Annotated in this window: 17 protein-coding genes; 12 read left to right on the forward strand and 5 right to left on the reverse strand. The window is 63.2% G+C overall.

The window, feature by feature from the left end:
* Positions 1 to 135 precede the first annotated feature (135 nt).
* Positions 136 to 2388, reverse strand: a complete 2253-nt coding sequence (locus I4X03_RS05330) for a family 1 glycosylhydrolase (RefSeq protein WP_223466809.1) — start codon at positions 2386 to 2388, stop codon at positions 136 to 138.
* 310 nt (positions 2389 to 2698) lie between these two features.
* Between I4X03_RS05330 and trpS the strand changes: the two genes are divergently transcribed.
* From trpS to I4X03_RS05345, 3 genes are all read left to right on the forward strand, one after another.
* Positions 2699 to 3721 (forward strand): tryptophan--tRNA ligase, encoded by a 1023-nt coding sequence (gene trpS, locus I4X03_RS05335; protein WP_223466811.1) that lies wholly within the window; start codon positions 2699 to 2701, stop codon positions 3719 to 3721.
* 87 nt (positions 3722 to 3808) lie between these two features.
* On the forward strand, positions 3809 to 4009 hold the full coding sequence (locus tag I4X03_RS05340) for a hypothetical protein (protein ID WP_223466813.1): 201 nt from the start codon (positions 3809 to 3811) through the stop codon (positions 4007 to 4009).
* A gap of 11 nt (positions 4010 to 4020) precedes the next feature.
* Positions 4021 to 4791, forward strand: coding sequence for a hypothetical protein (locus I4X03_RS05345; protein ID WP_223466815.1), 771 nt, complete (start codon positions 4021 to 4023; stop codon positions 4789 to 4791).
* A 67-nt stretch (positions 4792 to 4858) separates the two neighbouring features.
* Here I4X03_RS05345 and I4X03_RS05350 read toward each other — a convergent pair whose 3' ends face one another.
* The 3 genes from I4X03_RS05350 to I4X03_RS05360 form a co-directional block, all read right to left on the reverse strand.
* The gene (locus I4X03_RS05350) at positions 4859 to 5260 is read right to left on the reverse strand and encodes a hypothetical protein (RefSeq protein WP_223466817.1); all 402 of its coding nucleotides are present in this window, start codon (positions 5258 to 5260) and stop codon (positions 4859 to 4861) included.
* A gap of 124 nt (positions 5261 to 5384) precedes the next feature.
* Positions 5385 to 5822, reverse strand: a complete 438-nt coding sequence (locus I4X03_RS05355; protein WP_223466819.1) for a DUF3597 domain-containing protein — start codon at positions 5820 to 5822, stop codon at positions 5385 to 5387.
* A 30-nt stretch (positions 5823 to 5852) separates the two neighbouring features.
* On the reverse strand, positions 5853 to 6374 hold the full coding sequence (locus I4X03_RS05360) for a hypothetical protein (protein WP_223466821.1): 522 nt from the start codon (positions 6372 to 6374) through the stop codon (positions 5853 to 5855).
* Positions 6375 to 6557: 183 nt separating this feature from the next.
* Here I4X03_RS05360 and I4X03_RS05365 point away from each other — a divergent pair, with 183 nt between their 5' ends.
* The 8 genes from I4X03_RS05365 (at position 6558) to I4X03_RS05400 (ending at position 16415) form a co-directional block, all read left to right on the forward strand.
* A complete protein-coding gene (locus I4X03_RS05365) occupies positions 6558 to 6866 on the forward strand; it encodes a DUF1294 domain-containing protein (RefSeq protein WP_223466823.1) in 309 nt (102 codons plus the stop codon).
* Between the two features lie 13 nt (positions 6867 to 6879).
* Positions 6880 to 7635 carry a glycerophosphodiester phosphodiesterase gene (gene ugpQ, locus I4X03_RS05370; protein WP_223467574.1) on the forward strand — a complete coding sequence of 252 codons (756 nt, stop codon included), beginning with the start codon at positions 6880 to 6882 and terminating at the stop codon, positions 7633 to 7635.
* A gap of 51 nt (positions 7636 to 7686) precedes the next feature.
* Complete coding sequence (gene alaS, locus I4X03_RS05375) at positions 7687 to 10296, forward strand: alanine--tRNA ligase (RefSeq protein ID WP_223466828.1); 2610 nt, start codon at positions 7687 to 7689, stop codon at positions 10294 to 10296.
* A 205-nt stretch (positions 10297 to 10501) separates the two neighbouring features.
* Entirely contained in the window at positions 10502 to 10729 is a 228-nt protein-coding gene (locus I4X03_RS05380) for a sulfurtransferase TusA family protein (protein WP_223467575.1), read from the forward strand.
* Positions 10730 to 10914: 185 nt separating this feature from the next.
* Positions 10915 to 12624, forward strand: a complete 1710-nt coding sequence (locus tag I4X03_RS05385; RefSeq protein WP_223466832.1) for a hypothetical protein — start codon at positions 10915 to 10917, stop codon at positions 12622 to 12624.
* A gap of 153 nt (positions 12625 to 12777) precedes the next feature.
* Positions 12778 to 13527, forward strand: coding sequence for an electron transfer flavoprotein subunit beta/FixA family protein (locus tag I4X03_RS05390; protein ID WP_223466834.1), 750 nt, complete (start codon positions 12778 to 12780; stop codon positions 13525 to 13527).
* A 39-nt stretch (positions 13528 to 13566) separates the two neighbouring features.
* Positions 13567 to 14499 (forward strand): electron transfer flavoprotein subunit alpha/FixB family protein, encoded by a 933-nt coding sequence (locus I4X03_RS05395; RefSeq protein ID WP_223466842.1) that lies wholly within the window; start codon positions 13567 to 13569, stop codon positions 14497 to 14499.
* A 125-nt stretch (positions 14500 to 14624) separates the two neighbouring features.
* Positions 14625 to 16415, forward strand: a complete 1791-nt coding sequence (locus I4X03_RS05400; RefSeq protein WP_223466845.1) for an acyl-CoA dehydrogenase — start codon at positions 14625 to 14627, stop codon at positions 16413 to 16415.
* A 57-nt stretch (positions 16416 to 16472) separates the two neighbouring features.
* Here I4X03_RS05400 and I4X03_RS05405 read toward each other — a convergent pair whose 3' ends face one another.
* Complete coding sequence (locus I4X03_RS05405) at positions 16473 to 18911, reverse strand: FG-GAP-like repeat-containing protein (RefSeq protein WP_223466847.1); 2439 nt, start codon at positions 18909 to 18911, stop codon at positions 16473 to 16475.
* A gap of 363 nt (positions 18912 to 19274) precedes the next feature.
* On the opposite strand from I4X03_RS05405, the gene I4X03_RS05410 reads away from it, so the two are divergent.
* The gene (locus I4X03_RS05410; RefSeq protein WP_223466849.1) at positions 19275 to 21080 is read left to right on the forward strand and encodes a hypothetical protein; all 1806 of its coding nucleotides are present in this window, start codon (positions 19275 to 19277) and stop codon (positions 21078 to 21080) included.
* The last annotated feature ends 32 nt before the right edge of the window (positions 21081 to 21112 follow it).

Consider the following 21112-nt stretch of genomic DNA (forward strand, 5'->3'; position numbering starts at 1 on the left):
TGGAAAAAGTTCAGGGCGCAATTCGGCGGATGGGGCCTGCGGCCTGATCCGCCCTACGCTTCGCCACGGGCGGCAGGGCGGATAAGCACGCAGTGCGCATCCGCGTGCATCACGTCGACGCCGAATGGCTGGGATTTACCTGGCCACCGGCGCCGGATAACACGCCACCTCATCCTGCATCGGCTCGCCGCGCTGCATCAGGAACCTGCCCAGCGCATCATCGAGCGTCGGCAGCAGCATCGCTCGTTCGCTATGCAGCGCCGTGTACAGCGGCCGCGGCGCCGCATAGGCAATCATTGACCCCGGCTGCGCTTCGAGCCGGCCCGCATCCACGCCGGCCAGTCCGGCCGCCTTGTTGGCCAGCTCCACCCAGCTGATCGGATGGCCGTTGGTCAGGTGCCACACGCCACATTCGCGGTCGATCATCAAGTCCAGGCAGGTGTTGACCAGGTCCGGCACATAGGTCGGCGAGACCACGATGTCGCTGGCCGCCTTGAAGGCCGCGCCGCCGCCCAGTGCATGCAACGCCTGGTTGACGAAATTGTGCTGGTCCCACGGTCCGAAGAACGAACTGGTGCGTACGACCAGCGCGCCCGGATGCCGTTCCAGCACCGAGGTTTCAGCCTGCACCTTGCTCTTGCCATAGATATTGATCGGCGACACCCGGTCACTCTCGACATACGGGTCATTCTGGCGCCCGTCGAACACCAGGTCGCTGGAGAAGGTGGTCAGGTGTACGCCGTGGCGTGCGCATGACGCCGCCAGCACCGCGGGGCCATGGGCATTTTCGCGGAAGCAGCGTTCGATATCGGTCTCGGCATCGTCGACCCGCACATAGCCCGACGCATTGACCACCGCCCATGGCTTGTAGCGGTCCATCGCGCGCTCGACCGAATCAGGGTCGGCAATGTCCATGTCGTGGCGGCCAAGCAGCTGGTAGGCCAGGCTGCGCTCGCGGCACAGCCGTGCGAACGCGCGCCCCAGCGTGCCGGTCGCGCCGGTGATCAGGATAGGGCGCACCTGTTTGCCTACCAGGCGATGGCCATCGGCGGAGATCGAGGTCAGCGCCAGCGGCGTGGCGACCGGCTGGCACACGAAGCGCTCGGTGCGGCGCCACCATCCCTGGCCGCGCAATACCGGGTGCGACAGCGGCGTACCGTCGGCCAGCTCGCGCATCATGTGCGCCAGGGCGGTTGGACGCGGCTCGGGCGAGCGCACATCGAACGGCCCCGATTCGTAATAGCCGTGGTTGCGTGTGACGAGACTGTTCCAGTCGAACGAGCCGAGCAGCGCCCAGACCGTGATCGCGCGGATATCCACGCCGTTGAGCTGGGCCTGCTTGCCGGCTTCCCAGATTTCGAGCAGCCAGCGCAGCTGGTCTTCGCGGTTGGCGTCGATGTGCGCCTCGGTGACGGCCAGCGGAATCTGATAGCGGTCCCATGCTTCTTGCAGGAGCGGGCCGATGCCGGCCGTTGGCGTTGCCAGCACGCGTGCGCACTCGATATCCGCGCAGGGCACGCCAGCGATGTTGCCGCGGTGGTGCTCCGGGTAGCGCTCGGGCCGGTGATCGAGCCAGCGCTCGCTGGTAACGTAATAATTGACGCCGATGATGTCGGGAGGGCAGGGATGATCGCGGAACCAGAGAATCTCGGTCTCCGGGATGCCGCTGTCGATCAGGTAGTTCCATAAGGCGTGGTCCGGGCCAACCATGCCGCACAGCAGGTCCCAGCCCAGCCAGCGCCGTTCGTTGTAGAACGCGGCGGCGTCGGCCATCTCGCGGGTGCTGTAGGTTTTTCCGAGGTCATCGGTCTGCACCAGCTTGGCGTCCGGATTGTGCTTGCGAATCTCCTGCATCGACAGCACCACGCCGCGGCACTGGATCAGCAAGGCTTTCAGGAACGTCAGGTCGTCGCGGCCGTGGGGATACCAGAGGCCATACAGGCCGGAGAAGCGCGCGGTGGTGAGCGGCTCGTTGACCGGGGTGTAGTACTCGACCCACGGATAGCGCTGGGCGACGGCGCCGGCGTAGTCGGCCAGCTGCGGCGCGAAGGCCGGGTCGACCAGGCTGGTGTGGCGCGGGCCGCTGCCGTGGTGCACCAGGCCGACGATCGGGTTGATGCCGGCGTCGCGCAGCGCCGGCAGGCGCTCGTCGGGCCATTCCCAGTCGGCATCGGCGATGCCGTTGGGCGCGGTGCGTTCCCACAGGATCGGGTAGCGGATCGCGCGGATGCCGAGCGCGGCAAACTGGGCAATGTCGTCGAGCCGGTGGGCGTGGCCATTGCGGTCCATCTGGCTGTGATAATCGTCGTAGACGCGATTGACTGTGCATTCGAGGCCGCCCCACAATTGGAGCGGCGCGCTTGGTTCAAGCTTGTTAGTGTTATTCATGAATTCAGCCGGTTGGTTATTCGGAAGTTTCCGCGCGCCGCGGCGCCTTGTTTTTATTGGGAAACTTAATAATTTAGAGGCCCTTCAAAAGTCGAAAGTTCGCTTGCCGGCATTGGTGTTCTGTTCTTGACAGACAGCGTCTACTCTGTAACGATGCTGGGATGAATCTATTCCGCTCACAAATTGCTATCTGGTGGCGTCGCTGACAGCGCGCGGCCGTTCCACAGCAATGTGATGCTTTTAAACGCCGCCTCGATTTGGGCGGCGTTTTTGTTGGCGCGGCACATCGGGGCAATCCAGAGGATTTACGATGACAACGCCGAACCAGACCAAACAACTTCCGGTCATCCTGACGGGTGATCGCCCGACAGGCCCATTGCACCTTGGCCACTTCGTGGGTAGCCTGCGCAACCGCGTTGCCTATCAGCATAGCTATCAGCAATTCGTGATGCTCGCTGACGCCCAGGCGCTCACTGACAACATGGACGACATCGGCAAAGTCCACCGCAACGTGGTTGAAGTTGCGCTCGACTATATGGCGGTAGGCATCGACCCCGCGCTGACGACCATCCTGATTCAGTCACAGATCCCAGAGTTGGCAGAACTGACATTCTATTATCTGAATCTTGTTACCGTCGCACGGCTGGAGCGCAACCCGACCGTCAAGGAAGAGATTCGGCTGCGCGGCTTCGAGCGCGACATTCCGGCCGGCTTTCTCACCTACCCGGCCAGCCAGGCGGCCGACATCACCGCCTTCAAGGCGAGCCTGGTGCCGGTTGGCGAAGACCAGATTCCGATGATCGAGCAGACCAATGAAATCGTGCGCAAATTTAACCGCATGTACAACTGCGAGATCCTGGTCGAGGCCAAGGCGCTGGTGCCGGAAATCGGCCGCCTGCCTGGCATCGACGGCAAGGCCAAGATGAGCAAGTCGCTCGGCAATACCATCAACCTGGGGGCGACGGCCGACGAGATCCGCGCGGCAGTCAAGCAGGTCTATACCGATCCGCTGCACCTGCGCGTGCAGGACCCGGGCCACCTGGAAGGCAACGTCGCCTTCATGTACCTGGACGCGTTCGATACCGACAAGGCGGCGCTGGAAGAAATGAAGGCGCACTACGTGCGCGGCGGGCTGGGCGACAGCATCGTCAAGAAGCGGCTGGAAGTGGTGCTGCAGGAAATGCTGGCGCCGATCCGCGAGCGCCGTGAAGCGCTGGCGCAAGACCGCGGTTACGTGATGCAGGTGCTCAAGGACGGCACCATGAAGGCGCGCGAAGTGGCGGCGAAAACGGCGGATGAGGTGCGTGCGGCGCTGGGTTTGAGCTACTTCTGACAAACAGTGTGCGACGCCATTGCGTATTAGCAACATGCATTCGACTGATGCGCTCTTTTAGATGGTTATCTATGGCATAGTAGCGCTATGAAAGCACTTAAAAGTAAGCTCGCATCCCAACTACTCGCTGACCCAATGGCTGGCAACCAGTTCCGTGAGTTTTTGGTAGGCCAAAAGGCTAACAGCTCGGTGCGCCAAGGCGCGACGGGCCAGTTTGTCGTTCGAGGCAAGAGCGGCGCCCTTCAGGTGATGGCCACCGTCGTGCCGAAGGCTGCCAAGGCAGCCTAGTCCCCGAGCTAATGAACGTAGCTCTCCCGGCACTGATCGTATTCATAATACTGCTTCCCGGATTTATCTTTCGTAGCGGCTTAAAACGTGCAGAGCGAACCTCAGTCGATTTTTCTCCGTTTGGACGAGCGGTAGCCGAGTCAGTTGTTTGGGCAGTGCTGATTCACCTTGCTCTGCTTTCGCTTTCTTCCGCTGTTTTTGCTCGTCAGTTTGAGCCGACGATATTGATGAACTTGCTATCGTCAGCACCCGTCATACAAGCACAGGCGGTGCAACTTGTCGGGGCTGAGTTTGCTTCGATAGCTCGTTATATCGTCTTTGTACTGCTTTTATCCCACGCCATCCCCATTGTCGTGCGCACTGCAATTAGTCGATTCAGGTTGGACCGCGATAGCGCGGCTTTCAGTGCTATTTTCCGGTTCCACGACGCGCCTTGGTACTACTTGCTGACGGGTGCAGATTTTGCGGAGGACGAGCAGCCTGACATGGTTATCGTCTCGGCAATCGTTGAAGTAGCAAAAGAAGCCGTCCTGTACGTTGGCGTCCTTGATGACTTTTATTTCGACTCGGAAGGACAACTTGATCGCTTGATACTTCAGAAAGTGTCGAGGCGACCGCTGGCCTCCGATAAGCCTTTGGACGGGAATGGATCAGATCGGTTTTATCCTATCGATGGCGATAACTTTGTTCTCCGCTATAGCGAGGCCATCACCCTGAATGTCCAGTATGTCAAGCTAACCGCGCTCGAACCCCAAGGCGCCTCGGTGAATGCCGGTCGGTAGCGGATTAGGCTGAACGAAGCATCGAGTATGCAGGGTGATTTATTGCAATTTGGTGAGCGAACTAAATTTACTTGATCCGCTTCACCCGCAGTGATTGGCGCAATCCTTCAATTTCGATATACATCGCGCCCACCGCGCCACGCGCGACGGTCGCTTTCAAATCCTTGCCGGCGATGAAGCCATTGCCGTCGTCGACAATTTGCCAGACCTGCCCATTGGCCAGCTTGATGCGCTGGTCGCTTTCCCAGCCAGTGAACGATCCCGGAATCACGCTCTGTATTGTTTCGATATCCGGCTTCACGGTCAGGCCAAACGCTTTCTCCGCCACTTCGCGCTTCTGCTCCGCGCTCGGCTTCTTCACCGCGTCGTAACACGCCAGCCGCTGGCTATCGGCGCCGATATCGCGGCAACGGAAAAACGCCGCTTCATCGGCCAGCGCGGGTCCGGAGGCAAGCAGCAGGGCAATCAATAATTTCATGTGGGGTTCTCAGGTGGCAGGAAGGATTGCACCGGAGTATTCCATGCGCGAGTGGCATGGTCAAGAACGCACTACCCCGCACGCGGCGGGGTAGTGTAATTCGCCGCCGCGTGACTTAGTCGCGCAGGTCGGCAGGTACCTTGCCGCCATTCGCCGCAAGGCGGTTCATGACCTGGCGGTGCAGCCAGATATTCATCGACGCCGAATCGCCGGTGTCGCCCTTGTAGTCCAGCTCTTGCGCCAGTTCCTTGCGCGACTGCAGGCTGCTGTCGAGATTCAGCAGCTTGAGCAGGTCGACAATGGAGCTGCGCCAGTTGAGCGGCTGGCCGGCCGACTGCGCCATCTTGTTGAGGATGGCTTCAACGTCGACCATTTCCATTGGCGCCGCCGGCGGAGCGGTGGCAGGGCGCGGCGCCGCTTGCGGCGAGGTCTGCTGGGCGGTTTGGGTCGGCTGCGACTGCATCGAGCCTGGCGTGGCCTGTGGCTTGGCTTGCGCCGCTGCCGGGTGCGACGAAGGGAAGATCTTGCGGAAAATATTGCTGAGGATACCCATGATGTTTTATCTCCTGATGGTTAAAGTTGTTTAACGACGCATGCCCTGTGCAACCTGGCCCAGTACGATGGCGAGCGCGGCGCCGCCGATGGCTTTCACCAGCATCGGGTTGTCCGCGTAAAAGTCGCCCATGCGGTCGACGATGCCCGGATTTTCCGTCTCCGCCTTGGCCGCGATTTCCTGCACCTGTTCGGGCGTCATCTGCGCCGCCTGCTCAGGGGTGACGTGCGGCTGGGTGTTGTTGTTGCCGCCGCCGAAGATGTTGCCGAGCGCGCCGCCGGCAATCGAACTCAGCAAGCCAGGGCCGAGGCCGCTGATCAGCTGGTTGAGCATGCCTGCGCGCTGGTTGGGATCGCTCTGGCCGAACATCTGGCTGACCATCTGCGGAAACGGTGGCGTCTGGTCCGAACGCAATGCCGCGCTGACGCCTTGCGCAACCTGCACCCGCGGCGCATTGCTGGCGACCTGGTCGAAGTCGTCCGCCGCGCGGTCGCTATTGTTCTGAGTGCCGGCCATGTACTGCTGAAGCAGATTTCCTAAATCGAAACCCATATCGACCTCCACTGTAGGTTGGAAAGAGAACGGGCACTCGGGATCAGGTCCGTGAATGCCGACCTGCAGAGCGTAGGCTGATTCACCATGCGCCTCTGTTCGGCACTTCACCCACCAGCGGGATAATTGGACAGCGGACTCGGCAAGCCGTAAGCTCTGTATTTCCCAAAGTAAAGAGTTGTTATGATCGAGCAGCCGATTCCAGTCCTTGCCGTCGTTTACGCCTGCGCCAGCCTGGTGTGCTTCGCGGCCTATGCGATCGATAAACGCGCCGCACGCACGAACCGCCGCCGCACGCACGAACAGACGCTATTGCTGCTTGGCCTGGCATGCGGTTGGCCGGGCGCCTTCCTGGCCCAGGTCATGCTGCGCCACAAGTCATCGAAGCGTGCTTTCCAGATCAAATTCTGGTGGACGGTGGTGCTCAATATCGTGCTGGTGGCAGTACTGTTCGCGGCCGGCGCGAATGTGATAACGTTACCGGGTTCCTGACACTTCATTGACTATGTGGCCCTATCCCAAGGTTGTCGCCCACCGTGGCGGCGGCAAGATGGCTCCCGAAAACACCCTCGCGGCATTGCTGTGCGGGCTGGAGTATGGCTTCCACGCGGTTGAGTTCGACGTGATGCTGGCGCGCGACGGCGTGCCGGTGGTTGTCCACGATCCTTATCTTGGCCGCACCATCCCCGGTTCCGGCAATATCTACGACTACGATGCCGCCGAGCTCGTCACCATGGATGCCGGCAGCTGGTTCGCGCCGCGTTTCAAGGGCGAACCGGTGCCCCTGTATGTCCAGTTCGTCGATGCCTGCCGACAGCACGGCATCTGGATGAATGTCGAAATCAAGCCGGCCCCGGGCTTCGAGGAGGAAACGGGCAGGGCCGTCGCTACCCTGACCCAGGCCCTGTTCGGGCTGCAGATCGCCGCCGACGACCCGCTACAGGTGCCGCTGTTCTCCTCGTTCAGCACGGTCGCGCTGGAGGCAGCCCGGCTTGCCGCACCCGCGATTCCGCGCGCGTTGCTGCTCGACGACGCGCCGGCCGACTGGCGCGATCAGGCCAAACGGCTCGACGCCGTGGCGATCCACGTCAACCACAAGAAGCTCACGCGCCAGTTCGCGCGCGACATCAGGGACGCCGGCCTCGGCCTGTTTTGCTACACCGTCAACGACCCGGTGCGGGCGCGCGAGCTGCTCAGCTGGGGCGTGGACGCGCTTTGCACCGACCGGATCGATATCATCGGGGCAGATTTCGCAGGCTGACCTACGCTATAATCGTTTTTTTATAGCATGCTGCCCGAACTCGCCCCCAACATGAAATCATCCGAAATCCGCGACAAATTCCTCAAGTTCTTCGAATCCAAGGGCCACACGATTGTCCGTTCGAGCCCGCTCGTTCCGGGCAACGATCCGACCATGCTGCTGACCAACAGCGGCATGGTGCAGTTCAAGGATGTGTTCACCGGCGCCGACACCCGCCCGTATTCGCGCGCCACCTCGGTGCAGCGCTGCGTGCGCGCCGGCGGCAAGCACAACGACCTGGAAAACGTCGGCTACACCGCGCGCCACCACACCTTCTTTGAAATGCTGGGCAACTTCAGCTTCGGCGACTACTTCAAGCGCGACGCCATCCAGTACGCCTGGGAGCTGCTGACCAAGGTCTACATGCTGCCGGCCGACAAGCTGACCGTCACCGTCTACATGGAAGACGACGAAGCGTTTGATATCTGGGAAAAGGAAATCGGCGTCCCGAAAGAGCGCATCATCCGCATCGGCGACAACAAGGGCGGGCGCTACGCGTCGGATAACTTCTGGCAGATGGCCGACGTCGGCCCATGCGGCCCGTGCACCGAAATCTTCTACGACCACGGCGCCGATATCGCCGGCGGTCCTCCGGGCTCGCCTGACGAAGACGGCGACCGCTTCATCGAAATCTGGAACCTGGTGTTCATGCAGTTCTACCGCGACGAAGCGGGCGTGATGAACAAGCTGCCCAAGCCGTGCGTCGACACCGGCATGGGCATGGAACGCCTGGCCGCCGTGCTCCAGCACGTGCACAGCAACTACGAGATCGACCTGTTCCAGGCACTGATCAAGGCCGCCGCGCGCGAGACCGGCGTCACCGACCTTGAAAGCAAATCGCTGCGCGTGATCGCCGACCACATCCGCGCCGCCTCGTTCCTGATCGTCGACGGCGTGATCCCGAGCAGCGAAGGCCACGGCTACGTCCTGCGCCGCATCATCCGCCGCGCGCTGCGCTACGGCCACAAGCTGGGCCAGACCAAGCCGTTCTTCTACAAGCTGGTCGCCGACCTGGCCAACGAAATGGGCACCGCTTATCCAGAGCTGGCCGAGGCAAAAGAGCGCGTCGCCCAGGTACTCAAAGCGGAAGAAGAGCGCTTTGGCGAGACGCTCGAAAACGGCATGAAGATCCTCGAAGCGCAGCTGGCCAAGGACGCACAGAAGCTCGACGGCGCGACCGCCTTCACCTTGTACGACACCTACGGCTTCCCGCTCGACCTGACCGCCGACATCTGCCGCGAACGCGGCATCGTGCTCGATGAAGAAGGCTTCACCGCGGCGATGGAACAGCAAAAGAAAACCGCGCGCGCGGCCGGCAAGTTCAAAATGGCCGCCGGCGTCGAATACACCGGCGAGAAGAGCAAGTTCGTCGGCTACGACAAGCTGGCGCATGACTCGAAAGTCATCGCGCTGTACGCCGACGGCGTGCAGGTGCAGGAACTGAGCGCCGGCCAGCAGGGCATCGTGGTGCTCGACACCACGCCGTTCTACGCCGAGTCGGGCGGCCAGGTCGGCGACCAGGGCTTGATCGTCGGCGCGGCCGGCCAGTTCGAGGTCGAAGACACCCTCAAGATCCAGGCCGACGTACCAGGCCACCACGGCGTGCTGAAGTCGGGCGTGCTGAAAGTGGGCGAGCAGGTGGCGGCCAATGTCGACGAAGCCAAGCGCGCGCGCACCATCCGCAACCACTCGGCCACGCACCTGATGCACAAGGCGCTGCGCGAAGTGCTGGGCGGCCATGTGGCGCAAAAGGGTTCGCTGGTCGACGCCGAGAAAACCCGTTTCGACTTCAGCCACAACGCGCCATTGAGCGCCGAGCAGATCGCCAAAGTTGAACAGCTGGTCAACCGCGAGATCATCGACAACCATGAAACCCGCGCCCAGCACATGTCGTTCGACGACGCGGTCAAGCACGGCGCGATGGCGCTGTTCGGCGAGAAGTACGGCGACGAAGTGCGCGTGCTCGATATCGGCACCTCGAAAGAGCTGTGCGGCGGCGTCCACGTGACCCGCACCGGCGACATCGGCTTCTTCAAGATCATTGGCGAGAGCGGCGTCGCAGCCGGCATCCGCCGGGTTGAAGCGGTTACCGGCGAAGGCGCGCTGGCGCTGGTGCAGGCCATGACCCGCCGCCTGCAGGAAGCTGCCGCCGCGCTCAAGACCAGCCCGGACGAACTGGGCTCGCGCATCGCGCAGGTGCAGGACCAGGTCAAGTCGCTGGAAAAGGAACTGGCCGCGCTGAAGTCGAAGATGGCGGCAGGGCAGGGCGACGAGCTGGCCTCGCAGGCGGTCGACGTCAACGGCATCAAGGTGCTGGCGGCGACACTGGACGGCGCCGACGTGGCAGGCCTGCGCGAGACCATGGACAAGCTCAAGGACAAGCTGAAGACCGCTGCCATCGTGCTGGCCAGCGTCTCGGACGGCAAGGTCAGCCTGATCGCCGGCGTGACCGCTGACGCGACCGCGAAGGTCAAGGCGGGCGAACTGGTGAACTTCGTGGCACAGCAGGTCGGCGGCAAGGGTGGCGGACGCCCGGACATGGCGCAAGCCGGCGGCACCGATCCGAGCGGCTTGCCGCAGGCACTCGCCGCAGTGGCGGCATGGGTCGGGGAACGCGCTTAATTATCGTCACCCGCTACGGGGCCCGGCGCTTGCCGGGCCTAAGCTCTTTGTTTTCAGTTCGTCAACTGTGGTTGTGATTTAACAACGTCCAAGATAAATATTGGTGCGGTGCGTCATGATCTGGAAATAGGAGTAGTATGCGATTGCGTAACCCAACAAACCTGCAGAGCAATCGATGAGCGACACCCTACTCGACAGCGAGATCATGGAATACCAGAAAGAACTCGACGCACGAGGCTTGAACTGCCCTTTGCCTATTCTCAAGGCAAAAAAGGCCCTGGCTGAAATGGAAACAGGCGAAGTCCTGCGGATTATCGCAACCGACTCCGGTTCGGTGCGCGATTTCCAGGCCTTTGCCAAGCAGACCGGCAATGCCCTCGTATCGCACACCCAAAACGGCCACGAATTTGTATTTTTGATGCGCCGCAAGTAAAACCGCAACATGGTGCGGGCGCCCGCCCGCATCCATCGTGTTTTTCTCCCCCTGACCACCGATTGCAGTGCGGCGCCATGCACGCACGGCATCGGCACGTCCTATGCATATCACGATAGCTGTTGCACTCTTGCCAATCTTGGCGCAAGCTTGCGGCTCCTCACCGACTTGCACTGGCTATTCCCATGCGCATCAATCTTCGCCCGCGTCACTTCCACCGCCTGAGCATGCTCGCATTGTCGCTGTCGGTGATCGGCGCCTGCACGATGCTGCCGCTGGCGGTCGACACCAGCGCCACCGCGCCGGTGCTCGATGGCTACGGCGCGGCCACGCTGGTACCGTCGCAGGCCAACGACGCCGCACGCGCCCTGTTCGCGCAAGGAATGTCGCAGGCATATGCGTTCAACCGCCCGGAGGCGATCCGCGCCTTCAAGGCCGCGCTGGCGCAGGATCCGGCATGCGGCTTGTGCGCCTGGGGCGCGGCCGCGATGATGGGTCCCAACATCAACAACAGCAGCCGGGGCGACCTGACCGAAGCGATCAAATACGCCGACTACGCGGTGCGCCGCAGTGCCGGCGCCTCAGCCCGCGACCGCGACCTGATTGCTGCCCTGGCGCTGCGCTATGGCCACAAGTCGGCCAGCGCCGTCGCGATCACGTATGCCGCCATCTGCCGCGCAGCGGAGACTGGCCCACGCGCTGATCCGCTCGACCTCGCCTACGCCGCGCAGATGCGCGAGCTGACGGCGCGCTATCCGCATGATCCCGATGTGCTGATCTTCTACGCCGAAGCCGAAATGGTGGCCACGCGCGGCGGCTGGTGGGACGAGGCAACCGGCAAGCCGAAGGGCCGCATCGGCGAAGTGGCCAGCATGGTCGAAGCCGCTCTGGGGAAGCAGCCCGACCACGTTGGGCTGAACCACTACATGATCCATGCGGTGGATGCGGTGCCGGTGGCCGCGCGCGCGGTGGCCGCGGCAGACCGCCTCGGCAAGCTGGCGCCGAAGTCGCCGCACTTGCTGCACATGCCGTCGCACACCTATGCCAACGTTGGCCGTTACGCCGATGCGACCCGGGTCAACCAGCTTGCGGTGGCGGCCGACCTGGCCTTCTTCGCCGAGCTGAAAAAGCAGGGCTACAAGGTCAGCATGGATTGGCGCGAGCACAATACGCACTTCCAGTGGTACGGTGCGCTGATGGAAGGGCGCACCGCGCTCGCCATGGAATCGGCGCGCGCCACCGCGGCGCTGGCAAATGGCGACAGCGTGTGGGCCGACTATATGCGCAGCGTACCGGTGCTGACCTTGCTGCACTTGCAGCGCTGGGATGAACTTGCCAGCGAGCCGCTGGCTCCGGGCGACAAAGGGGTCTACGCCGTGATCTCGCAGATGGGGCGCGGGATCGCGCAGGCACGCAGCGGCAAGCCCGTTGAAGCGCGCGCCACGCTGGCCGTCCTCAAACCGAAGGTGGCGGCGCTGGCCGCCAGTCATGCCGGCGCAGGGCGTTTTGCGCAAATGATCCGCGGGGTCGCGACCAGTTCCGAAGCGCAGCTCGGGGCCGAGATCGCGCTGGCCGATGGCCGTCTCGACGACGCCCTCAAGCTGCAGGCGCAGGCCGCTGAAGCCGGTGCGGCGGCAGACCGCACCGAGCCGCCGATGCTGGCGGGCGGACCGCGGATTCGCCTCGGCGCGCTGCAGATGCGCGCCGGGCGTTACGCCGAGGCTGAACAAACCTACCGCGCCAGCCTGGCACAGCATCCCGCTAACGGCTGGGCTTTGAATGGCCTGGAAAAGGCGCTGGCGGGGCAGGGCAAGACGCTTGAGGCGCAAGCGGTACGACGCGACCTGGCAGTGAGCTGGGCGCTGGCCGACGCCAGCGTGCGCGACCCGCAATAACGGGGTTCGTGGTAACGTTGAGCAAATTTAGGCGAAATCCTCTAGCCGAAAATCGCACGATCGTGCTTTAATTCTGTCGAGTTGAGCTTTTTCTCTTATAATCTAGGCCACTTTAGTCAGACACCCAATTTCTAATTTCCCAAAGGCACACCTATGAAAGTCCTGGTACCCGTCAAACGCGTGGTCGACTACAACGTCAAAGTGCGCGTGAAATCCGACGGCAGCGGCGTCGATATCGCCAATGTCAAAATGTCGATGAATCCATTCGACGAGATCGCGCTGGAAGAAGCGATGCGCCTGAAGGAAGCGGGCAAGGTCACTGAAGTGGTCGCGGTATCGTGCGGCGTCACCCAATGCCAGGAAACCCTGCGCACCGGCATGGCGATCGGCGCCGACCGCGGCATCCTGGTCGAAACCAGCGCCGAACTCGAGCCGCTGGCGGTGGCCAAGCTGCTCAAGGCGCTGGCCGACAAGGAGCAGCCGCAGCTGATCATCCTGGGCAAGCAGGCGATCGACGACGACTCCAACCAGACCGGCCAGATGCTCGCGGCCATGCTGGACTGGCCGCAGGCGACGTTCGCCTCCAAGGTCGTGCTGGAAGACGGCAAGGTCACCGTGACGCGCGAAGTGGACGGCGGCCTGGAAACCCTGGCCTTGACGCTCCCTGCGATCATCACCACCGACCTGCGCCTGAACGAGCCGCGCTATGTGACGCTGCCGAACATCATGAAGGCCAAGAAGAAGCCGCTCGAAACCGTCAAGCCGGAAGACCTGGGCGTTGACGTGACCGCGCGCCTGAAGACCCTCAAGGTCGTCGAGCCAGCCAAGCGTTCGGCCGGCATCAAGGTGCCTGACGTGGCGACACTGGTTGCCAAGCTGCGCAACGAAGCCAAAGTTATCTGATCGCGGCCTGGCCGTTCACACAAAACATTAGGAACAATCATGGTCGCATTAGTCATTGCTGAACACGACAACGCCTCCCTCAAGGGAAGCACCCACCACACCGTCACCGCCGCAGCACAGTGCGGCGGCGACGTGCACATCCTGGTCGCCGGTTCGAACTGCGGCGCCGCTGCCGCCGAAGCCGCGCAGATCGCCGGCGTCACCAAGGTGCTGGTGGCTGACGCCGCCCACTTCGCCGATGGCCTGGCCGAAAACGTCGCCGAGCAGGTGCTGGCGCTGGCGTCCTCGTACTCGCACATCCTGGCCCCGGCTACCGCCTACGGCAAGAACATCCTGCCACGCGTGGCAGCCAAGCTGGACGTCGCGCAGATCTCCGAAATCACCAAGGTCGATTCGCCGGACACGTTCGAGCGTCCGATCTACGCCGGCAACGCGATCGCCACCGTGCAGTCGGGCGACAAGGTCAAGGTCATCACCGTACGCACCACCGGTTTCGATTCGGCTGCCGCCACCGGCGGTTCGGCTGCGACCGAAGCGGTGACGGCGGTTGGCGATTCGGGCAAGTCGAGCTTTGTCGGCCGCGAGCTGGCCAAGTCGGACCGTCCGGAACTGACGGCTGCGAAGATCATCGTCTCCGGCGGCCGCGGCATGGGCTCGGGCGACAACTTCAAGCTGCTCGAGCCGCTGGCCGACCGCCTCGGCGCCGCCATGGGCGCGTCGCGCGCGGCGGTCGATGCGGGCTACGTGCCGAACGACTGGCAGGTTGGCCAGACCGGCAAGATCGTCGCGCCATCGCTGTACATCGCCGTCGGCATCTCCGGCGCGATCCAGCACCTGGCCGGCATGAAGGACTCGAAGACCATCGTTGCGATCAACAAGGATCCGGAAGCGCCGATCTTCTCGGTCGCCGACTACGGCATCGTTGGCGACCTGTTCGAAGTGGTTCCGGCGCTGGTCAAAGAACTCGGCTAAGAACAACATAATCGCGATCCATCCGTAGGGTGGAAGAGCGCAGCGTTATCCACCGGTTGACAGTGAATCGGTGGATCGCGCTTCGCTCTTCCACCCTACGTGACCATTAAAACCAGGAGATCAAAGTGAGCTACAACGCCCCACTGAAAGACATGCTGTTCGTGATGAACGAGCTGGCCGACATGTCCGCCATCAGCCAGCTGCCAGGCTGCGAAGACGCAACCGCCGACACCGTCGAAGCGGTGCTCGAAGAGAATGCGAAATTTTGTGGCGGCGTGATCGCCCCGCTGAACCACCCGAGCGACAAGGAGCCAAGCTTCTGGCACGACGGCCAGGTGACGACCTCCAAAGGCTTCAAGGAAGCCTTCAAGAGCTTCGGCGAAGCTGGCTGGCAGGGTTTGCAGCATCCGGTCGAATTCGGCGGCCAGGGCCTGCCCAAGCTGGTCGCAACGCCATGCATCGAGATGCTGCACGCCTCGTCGCTGTCGTTCGCACTGTGCCCGCTGTTGACCGACGGCGCCATCGAAGCGCTGCTGACGGCCGGTACCGACGAACAGAAATCCACTTACCTCGAGCCGCTCATCGCCGGCAAGTGGACCGGCACCATGAACCTCACCGAGCCGCAGGCCGGCTCCGACCTGGCCGCGGTGCGCACCCGCGCCGAGCCGCAAGGCGACGGTACCTACAAGGTTTTCGGCACCAAGATCTTCATCACCTACGGTGAGCACGACATGGCCGAGAACATCATCCACCTGGTGCTGGCGCGCACGCCGGACGCGCCTGCGGGCGTGAAGGGCATCTCGCTGTTCATCGTGCCGAAGTTCCTGGTCAACGCCGATGGCTCGCTGGGAGCGCGCAACGACGCGTACTGCGTCTCGATCGAACACAAGCTGGGCATCAAGGCCAGCCCGACCGCGGTGCTGCAGTTCGGCGACCACGGCGGCGCCATCGGCACGCTGGTGGGCGAAGAGAACCGCGGGCTCGAGTACATGTTCATCATGATGAACGCGGCGCGCTTCGGCGTCGGCATGCAGGGTATTTCGGTCGCCGACCGCGCATACCAGCAAGCTGCGGCTTTCGCCAAGGACCGCGTGCAGTCGCGCGACCTGGCCGGTTCCGCAGGCCCGGTCGCCATCATCAACCATCCGGACGTGCGCCGCATGCTGATGTCGATGCGTTCGCAAGTCGAGGCAGCGCGCGCGCTGGCGTATGTCGGCGCGGGCATCAGCGATGTCGCGCACTTCCATCCGGACGCCGACACGCGCAAGGCCAACCTGGCCGTGTACGAATACCTGGTCCCGGTCATCAAGGGCTGGTCGACCGAGATGTCCGAGACGGTCACGCGCGACGGCGTGCAGGTCCACGGCGGCATGGGCTTCATCGAAGAGACGGGCGCTGCGCAGCACTACCGCGATTCGAAGATCCTGTCGATCTACGAGGGCACCACCGCGATCCAGGCCAACGACCTGGTTGGCCGCAAGACGGTGCGCGACGGCGGCGCTGTCGCCAGGGGCCTGATCGCGCAAGTGCGCGCCACCGAGGCCGAACTGCGTGCCGGCGACAACGCCGACTTCACCGCGATTGCGCGCCAGCTGGCCGAGGGCAGCCGCGCGCTCGAGGAAGTGGTCGACTACATGGTCGCCAACATCAAGGGTGACATCAAGGGCGTGTTCTCGGGCAGCGTGCCGTACCTGAAGCTGGCCGGCATCGTGCTCGGTGGCTGGCAGATGGGACGCGCGGCATTGGCGGCCCAGCGCAAGCTGGCCGAGGGCGCGGGCGACGCGCAGTTCTACAAAGCCAAGATCGGCACCGCACGCTTCTTCGCCGACCATGTGCTGTCGCAGGCGTCGAGCCTGCGCAGTGCGATCGTCGACGGCAGCGCGGGCGTGATGGCGCTGGACGTCGAGCAGTTCTAAGCTGTCGGGGCAGGGCGGACAGGCGCAAAGCGCGTGTCCGCCCTGCCAGTTCCGGCATCAGCCAGCGTACGGGACGTAGACGAAGCCGTTACCGATAAGGGTGGCCAGCGCGTCGATGTTTTCCTGGCTCTCGCTGATCGCGGCCAGCACGTCCGCCTTCGGCGCGCCGTCCTTCACGACCTTGACCCAGTACTCGTAGCCGCCTGCATCGGGCTTTCGGTGCAGTACATTGGTGTACAGCTTTTCGACGAACAGTTCCGCAGTCGGATTGTTGCCTCCATACAGATCGGCAAACTCTTTGCTGTTGACAAATCCAGCGGCAACGCCGGCCAGGCTGGCGCCGCCATCCATCTGCTTCATCCAATAACCCAGGCCGCCGGTATCGGGGGCGCGGTCGAAGGCCGCCTGGTACAGGCGGAAGGTCTGGCCGCCGCTGCCGCTGATGTCGAGCGCGACGCTGGCGTCGGCAAATTTGAGGCGTTCAACGTTGGCCAGCGTGTCGACGCCATCCGGGCCGCTGACCGTAAAGCCCGAGCTGGTTTTGGCCACCGTGTAGCCGGCCCGATTGCCGCTGAAGATCACCGTATCGAGGCCCGCGCCCGCGTTGACGGTATCGTTGCCCTTGCCGCTGTAAATGGTTTCCGCGGCTGCGCCGCCATTGACCTTGTCGCCGCGGTCGCTGGCGCGATACACGCCGGAAGCGGGAATCGTCGACGGGCCGACATTATTCAGCACCGAGAAGCCCGAGCTGCTCGCCTCGATCAGGTCGGGCTTGCCGTCGCCGTTGACGTCGGCGGCGACGATGTGCGCGCCGGTGCTGCTTTCCCAGCTCATGGTGAACTTGCCGAGGCCGTCATTGAGGAAGACCTTCGAGGTCTCGCTGGCCGTGCCGTCGGCAACGATATCCTGGTGGCCGTCGCCGTTGACGTCGATTGCGGTGGTGGACAGGAACCAGTTCGCATTCCCCGGGGGGCGCGTCGCGGTGCTCTGCGGCATGCGTGCCTGGGTCTCGTCATGGAACTGGCCGTTGCCGTCGTTGACCAGCAATTGCAGGTAAGGCGTGGTGTAGAAGTCGCCGTGGCTGCCGCCATTGGTTACTGACAGCACCAGGTCCGGCAAGGCGTCGCCGTTGAGGTTGATCGTTTCGATGCCGATCACGATTTCCTTGGCGATTCCGCTGCGCGGGAGGTTGATCAGCGCCGACGACGCAAAGCTGCCGCGTCCATCGTTGAGTAACACCTGGCTCGGGCTGGCGCTGGCGTCCCAGGTCCCAAGCACGATGTCGTCGTAGCCGTCGTTATTCAGGTCGCGCAGCATCGACCAGGTATTGCCCGGGTTGTAGCCAGCCTGCGTCAGCGACGCCGGCAACAGCTGCTGCGAAACGACAAACTTGCCGGTGCCGTCATTGATCAGCAACTGGTTGGCGTTGCCGCTCGATTCATTGAGGGCGTTGACGAACAAGTCGAGGTGGCCGTCCTTGTTGACGTCGCCGACCGACGTGCCATGGTTCTGGCGCAGCGCCTGGGGCAGGTTGGCCGTCGCCACGTTGATGGTGCCGGTCGTGCGCGACGACAGGTACAGCGAATTCTGCCCACCAGGAAATGGCGGCGCGTCGACGCCGAAATCCGGTGCGAAGATGTCGGTAATGCCATCCTTGTTGAAGTCGGCGGCGAAAATGCGCGGCACGTAGTTGATGTTCGGGATGGCGCCAAAAATCTTGGCCGACTGGTCGGTGAAGTTGCCGTTGCCGTCGCCGGCGAGGATTTGCAGCGGCGAGGCCGTCACGCCCATGTCGTCGGTGTTCGAGCGCACCACCAGGATGTCGAGCTTGCCGTCGCCGTTAAAGTCGCCGGCACGCAACTGCTGCACGAATTTCATCTCGCCGGCCTTGAGGCTGGTCGGGCTGCGAAGGAACCCGGTGCTGTCGTTGTACATGTCGCGCGACACCGTGACTTCGTCCGAGTTGGGGCCGGTAAACGAAATAGCCGCCACGCCCTTGGCCGTACTGGTGCCGTTGTCGCCGTTGGCCGTGTGCTTCTTGAGGGTGAAGGTGTCGCTGGCCTTGTCGTAGGTGATCGTCACCTCGCTCGACTTGACGCCGTACAGCACGACCTTGTCGCCGCCGCCGCCGCCGATGACGGTGTCGTTGCCACGGTTGAGCCAAAATTCCTCAGGCGCAGCGCTGCCGATGATTTCGTCGTTGAAGTTCGAATCCTGGATGTGGCGGATTCCGACCAGGCGGTCGACGGTGCCGTAACCATCATGAGCGATGCCGGTGGCGAGGTTCACTTTGATGCCGGCCGGCGAGGTCCAGTAGGCGGCGCCGACAGACATGCCGATGCCTGTGAGCGTGTCATTGCCCGCTTCGCCGATCAGGTTGCCGGTGCTGGCGGTGATGGTGTCGTTTCCTGCGCCGCCCCATATGTTGCTGTGGTCAGCAATGCCGAGTGCTTTTTGGTCGATGATGTCGTCGTTGGCGGTGCCGCGATAGTCCATTAACAATTCCTGTCAGATAGTTTTCTTATTGCATATTAGAATCTTGTTGTTCGTGAATGTCAATTTTCGGGGCGTGTGATTAGGCGTAAAACAGACAGCGATGGCTGTTCGTCAATTTCATCGCGGACTGAAACTTCGCGTCTATAATCGGGAGCATCCTCAGCCGTAGCGCTGTGTTGCCAGAACTGAAAAGGTTGCCCCGAAATGAACAATGCAAAGTCCCTGCGGGCCGTCCCCGCGCTCCTGCTTGCTATGCTTCTGGCAGCCTGTGGCGGCGGAGGCGGCAGTCCCGGCGCCGCCCCTGCACCCGCGCCGGCACCGCTTCCCGCGCCCGTCCCGGTACCGGCGCCGCCGGCATCCTGCGTGACCCAGGTCGTGGCCGACACAACAGTACAAGCCGGCAAGACCGCAGCCGCCAGCGTCCTGGCCTGCGGAAGTGGCCTCATGGGCGACGTCAGCTGGACCCAGGTCAGCGGCCCGGCGATCACGATGCTGTCTGCGCAAAGCCCGACGGTGTCGTTCGACGCGGCCGGTCCCGGCGTTGTCAAACTGCGCGCCGATGTGCGCCTGGCCAGCGGCGCCACCGAATCGCCCACGGTTGACATCACCGTCGAGCCGCGTGGCGCCGGCAGTTTTGTGACCGTGCGTAGCGATCATTCGGTACGGCCGGGAACCGACACGTCGGTGCGTGCCTGGCCAACCCTGGCCGCGGGCGAGAACCTGACGCGCATCGTCTGGACCCAGGTGTCCGGCCCGACGGTGGAGATGAACACCAGCGACGAGCGGGTGCTGATGTTCCGTGCGCCGACGGTGGCGTCCGACACCGCGCTCAAGTTCCGCGCAACCATGACTACCAGCCTCGGCCGGCAGGATGCCGACGATGTGATCATCGCGGTCGAACGCCAGACGCTGGCCAAGGATTCCCTGCTGGACATGACCCAGCGCGTCCACCCCTACCGCAGCGCCGCGCGCTATGCCGGCGTGCTCAAGCAGTGCACCTACGATGTCGCGCTGTACTACACCGACTCGGTGCGCAACAACTTCTGCAAGGCATCCACCTTGCCGCTGCTGCAGGAAGAAGTTGGCCCGGGCGCGGTACCGACCGTGGCGCAGGTGATGGGCCGGGTACTGGTGTCGCACGATTTCCTCGGCGCCAATTTCGAACAGTTCCTGCTGACGCAAGACCCGCATGGCGACTTCCGCCGCATGCTGGCCGGCACCACCGCAATCGTGCTCGGCTCGCATGTCAGGCCGAGCTTCTACATGTCGGCGACCGGCGCCATTTACCTCGACGCCAACAACCTGTGGCTGACGGCCGAGCAGCGCGACGTGGTGACGGAAGTGCCGGATTACCGGCTCGCCTTCGACGACGAACTGAACTTCAGCTCGTTCGGCCGCCAGGTCCGGGGCAACGACTATGCGCGCCGCGCTCTGCCGTCCACCGAGCGCATGACCCGTTCGGTGGACGAGCTGTTGACCGGACTGGGCCGTCTGCTGTACCACGAGCTGGCGCACGCGGCCGACTTCTTCACGCCGGCCCAGCGCACGCTCGACCCATCGCTGTCGATCTGGGGCAACGTGGTCGGCCGCATCAGCGGGGGCACGCTGGTGTCCGACGCGCTGTCCACCCGCTATCCGCTGAGCTCGGTGGAAATGGCGGGGCTGGGGCAGGTGATGTTCCAGGGTATCAAGGCGACCGAGGTGCAGAAGGCGTACAGCGCCACCGATGTCGGGCGCTTCTTCGGCGCCGACCTGGCCAACGACGAGTATGCGTATTCGACCCCGCGCGAAGACCTGGCGATGCTCTTTGAAGAGTTCATGATGGTCTATCGCCATGGCATCCGGTATGACATCGCGTTCACCAATGCGCTCCGGGACGGCATGCCGAGCAGCCAGGTACTGGTGGCGTGGGGGCAGCGCGGACGCATTGCCGAGGCGGCCATCAAGCCGCGCATCAAACTGGTGCTGGCCCAAGTCGCGCCGTGGATCGACCCGGCCGTGGTCGACACCTTGCCGGCGGCGCAACTGATGCGCGTGGGGCAGACCTGGGATGCCAACCTGGTGTTGGGTGGAAGCTCGGGCTTGTCGGGGATCTCGGCGAGCAAGATCGTGTCGAAGCAGGAAGCGGCGCAACGCCTGCGTGAGGATGCGCGCAAGCCGCGCGACTGACGATCCGCATGCGGTTAGCATGAGATAAAGTC

This window comes from Massilia soli, assembly GCF_016809835.1.
GTDB classification, from domain to species: Bacteria; Pseudomonadota; Gammaproteobacteria; order Burkholderiales; family Burkholderiaceae_D; genus Telluria_A; species Telluria_A soli.

Excerpts from the sequence above, each read along its gene's own strand:
- I4X03_RS05330 (WP_223466809.1), bottom strand. The coding sequence starts at position 2,388 with ATGAATAACACTAACAAGCTTGAACCAAGCGCGCCGCTCCAATTGTGG.
- trpS (WP_223466811.1), top strand. The coding sequence starts at position 2,699 with ATGACAACGCCGAACCAGACCAAACAACTTCCGGTCATCCTGACGGGT.
- I4X03_RS05340 (WP_223466813.1), top strand. The coding sequence starts at position 3,809 with ATGAAAGCACTTAAAAGTAAGCTCGCATCCCAACTACTCGCTGACCCA.
- I4X03_RS05345 (WP_223466815.1), top strand. The coding sequence starts at position 4,021 with ATGAACGTAGCTCTCCCGGCACTGATCGTATTCATAATACTGCTTCCC.
- I4X03_RS05355 (WP_223466819.1), bottom strand. The coding sequence starts at position 5,822 with ATGGGTATCCTCAGCAATATTTTCCGCAAGATCTTCCCTTCGTCGCAC.
- I4X03_RS05360 (WP_223466821.1), bottom strand. The coding sequence starts at position 6,374 with ATGGGTTTCGATTTAGGAAATCTGCTTCAGCAGTACATGGCCGGCACT.
- I4X03_RS05365 (WP_223466823.1), top strand. The coding sequence starts at position 6,558 with ATGATCGAGCAGCCGATTCCAGTCCTTGCCGTCGTTTACGCCTGCGCC.
- ugpQ (WP_223467574.1), top strand. The coding sequence starts at position 6,880 with ATGTGGCCCTATCCCAAGGTTGTCGCCCACCGTGGCGGCGGCAAGATG.
- alaS (WP_223466828.1), top strand. The coding sequence starts at position 7,687 with ATGAAATCATCCGAAATCCGCGACAAATTCCTCAAGTTCTTCGAATCC.
- I4X03_RS05380 (WP_223467575.1), top strand. The coding sequence starts at position 10,502 with ATGGAATACCAGAAAGAACTCGACGCACGAGGCTTGAACTGCCCTTTG.
- I4X03_RS05385 (WP_223466832.1), top strand. The coding sequence starts at position 10,915 with ATGCGCATCAATCTTCGCCCGCGTCACTTCCACCGCCTGAGCATGCTC.
- I4X03_RS05390 (WP_223466834.1), top strand. The coding sequence starts at position 12,778 with ATGAAAGTCCTGGTACCCGTCAAACGCGTGGTCGACTACAACGTCAAA.
- I4X03_RS05395 (WP_223466842.1), top strand. The coding sequence starts at position 13,567 with ATGGTCGCATTAGTCATTGCTGAACACGACAACGCCTCCCTCAAGGGA.
- I4X03_RS05405 (WP_223466847.1), bottom strand. The coding sequence starts at position 18,911 with ATGGACTATCGCGGCACCGCCAACGACGACATCATCGACCAAAAAGCA.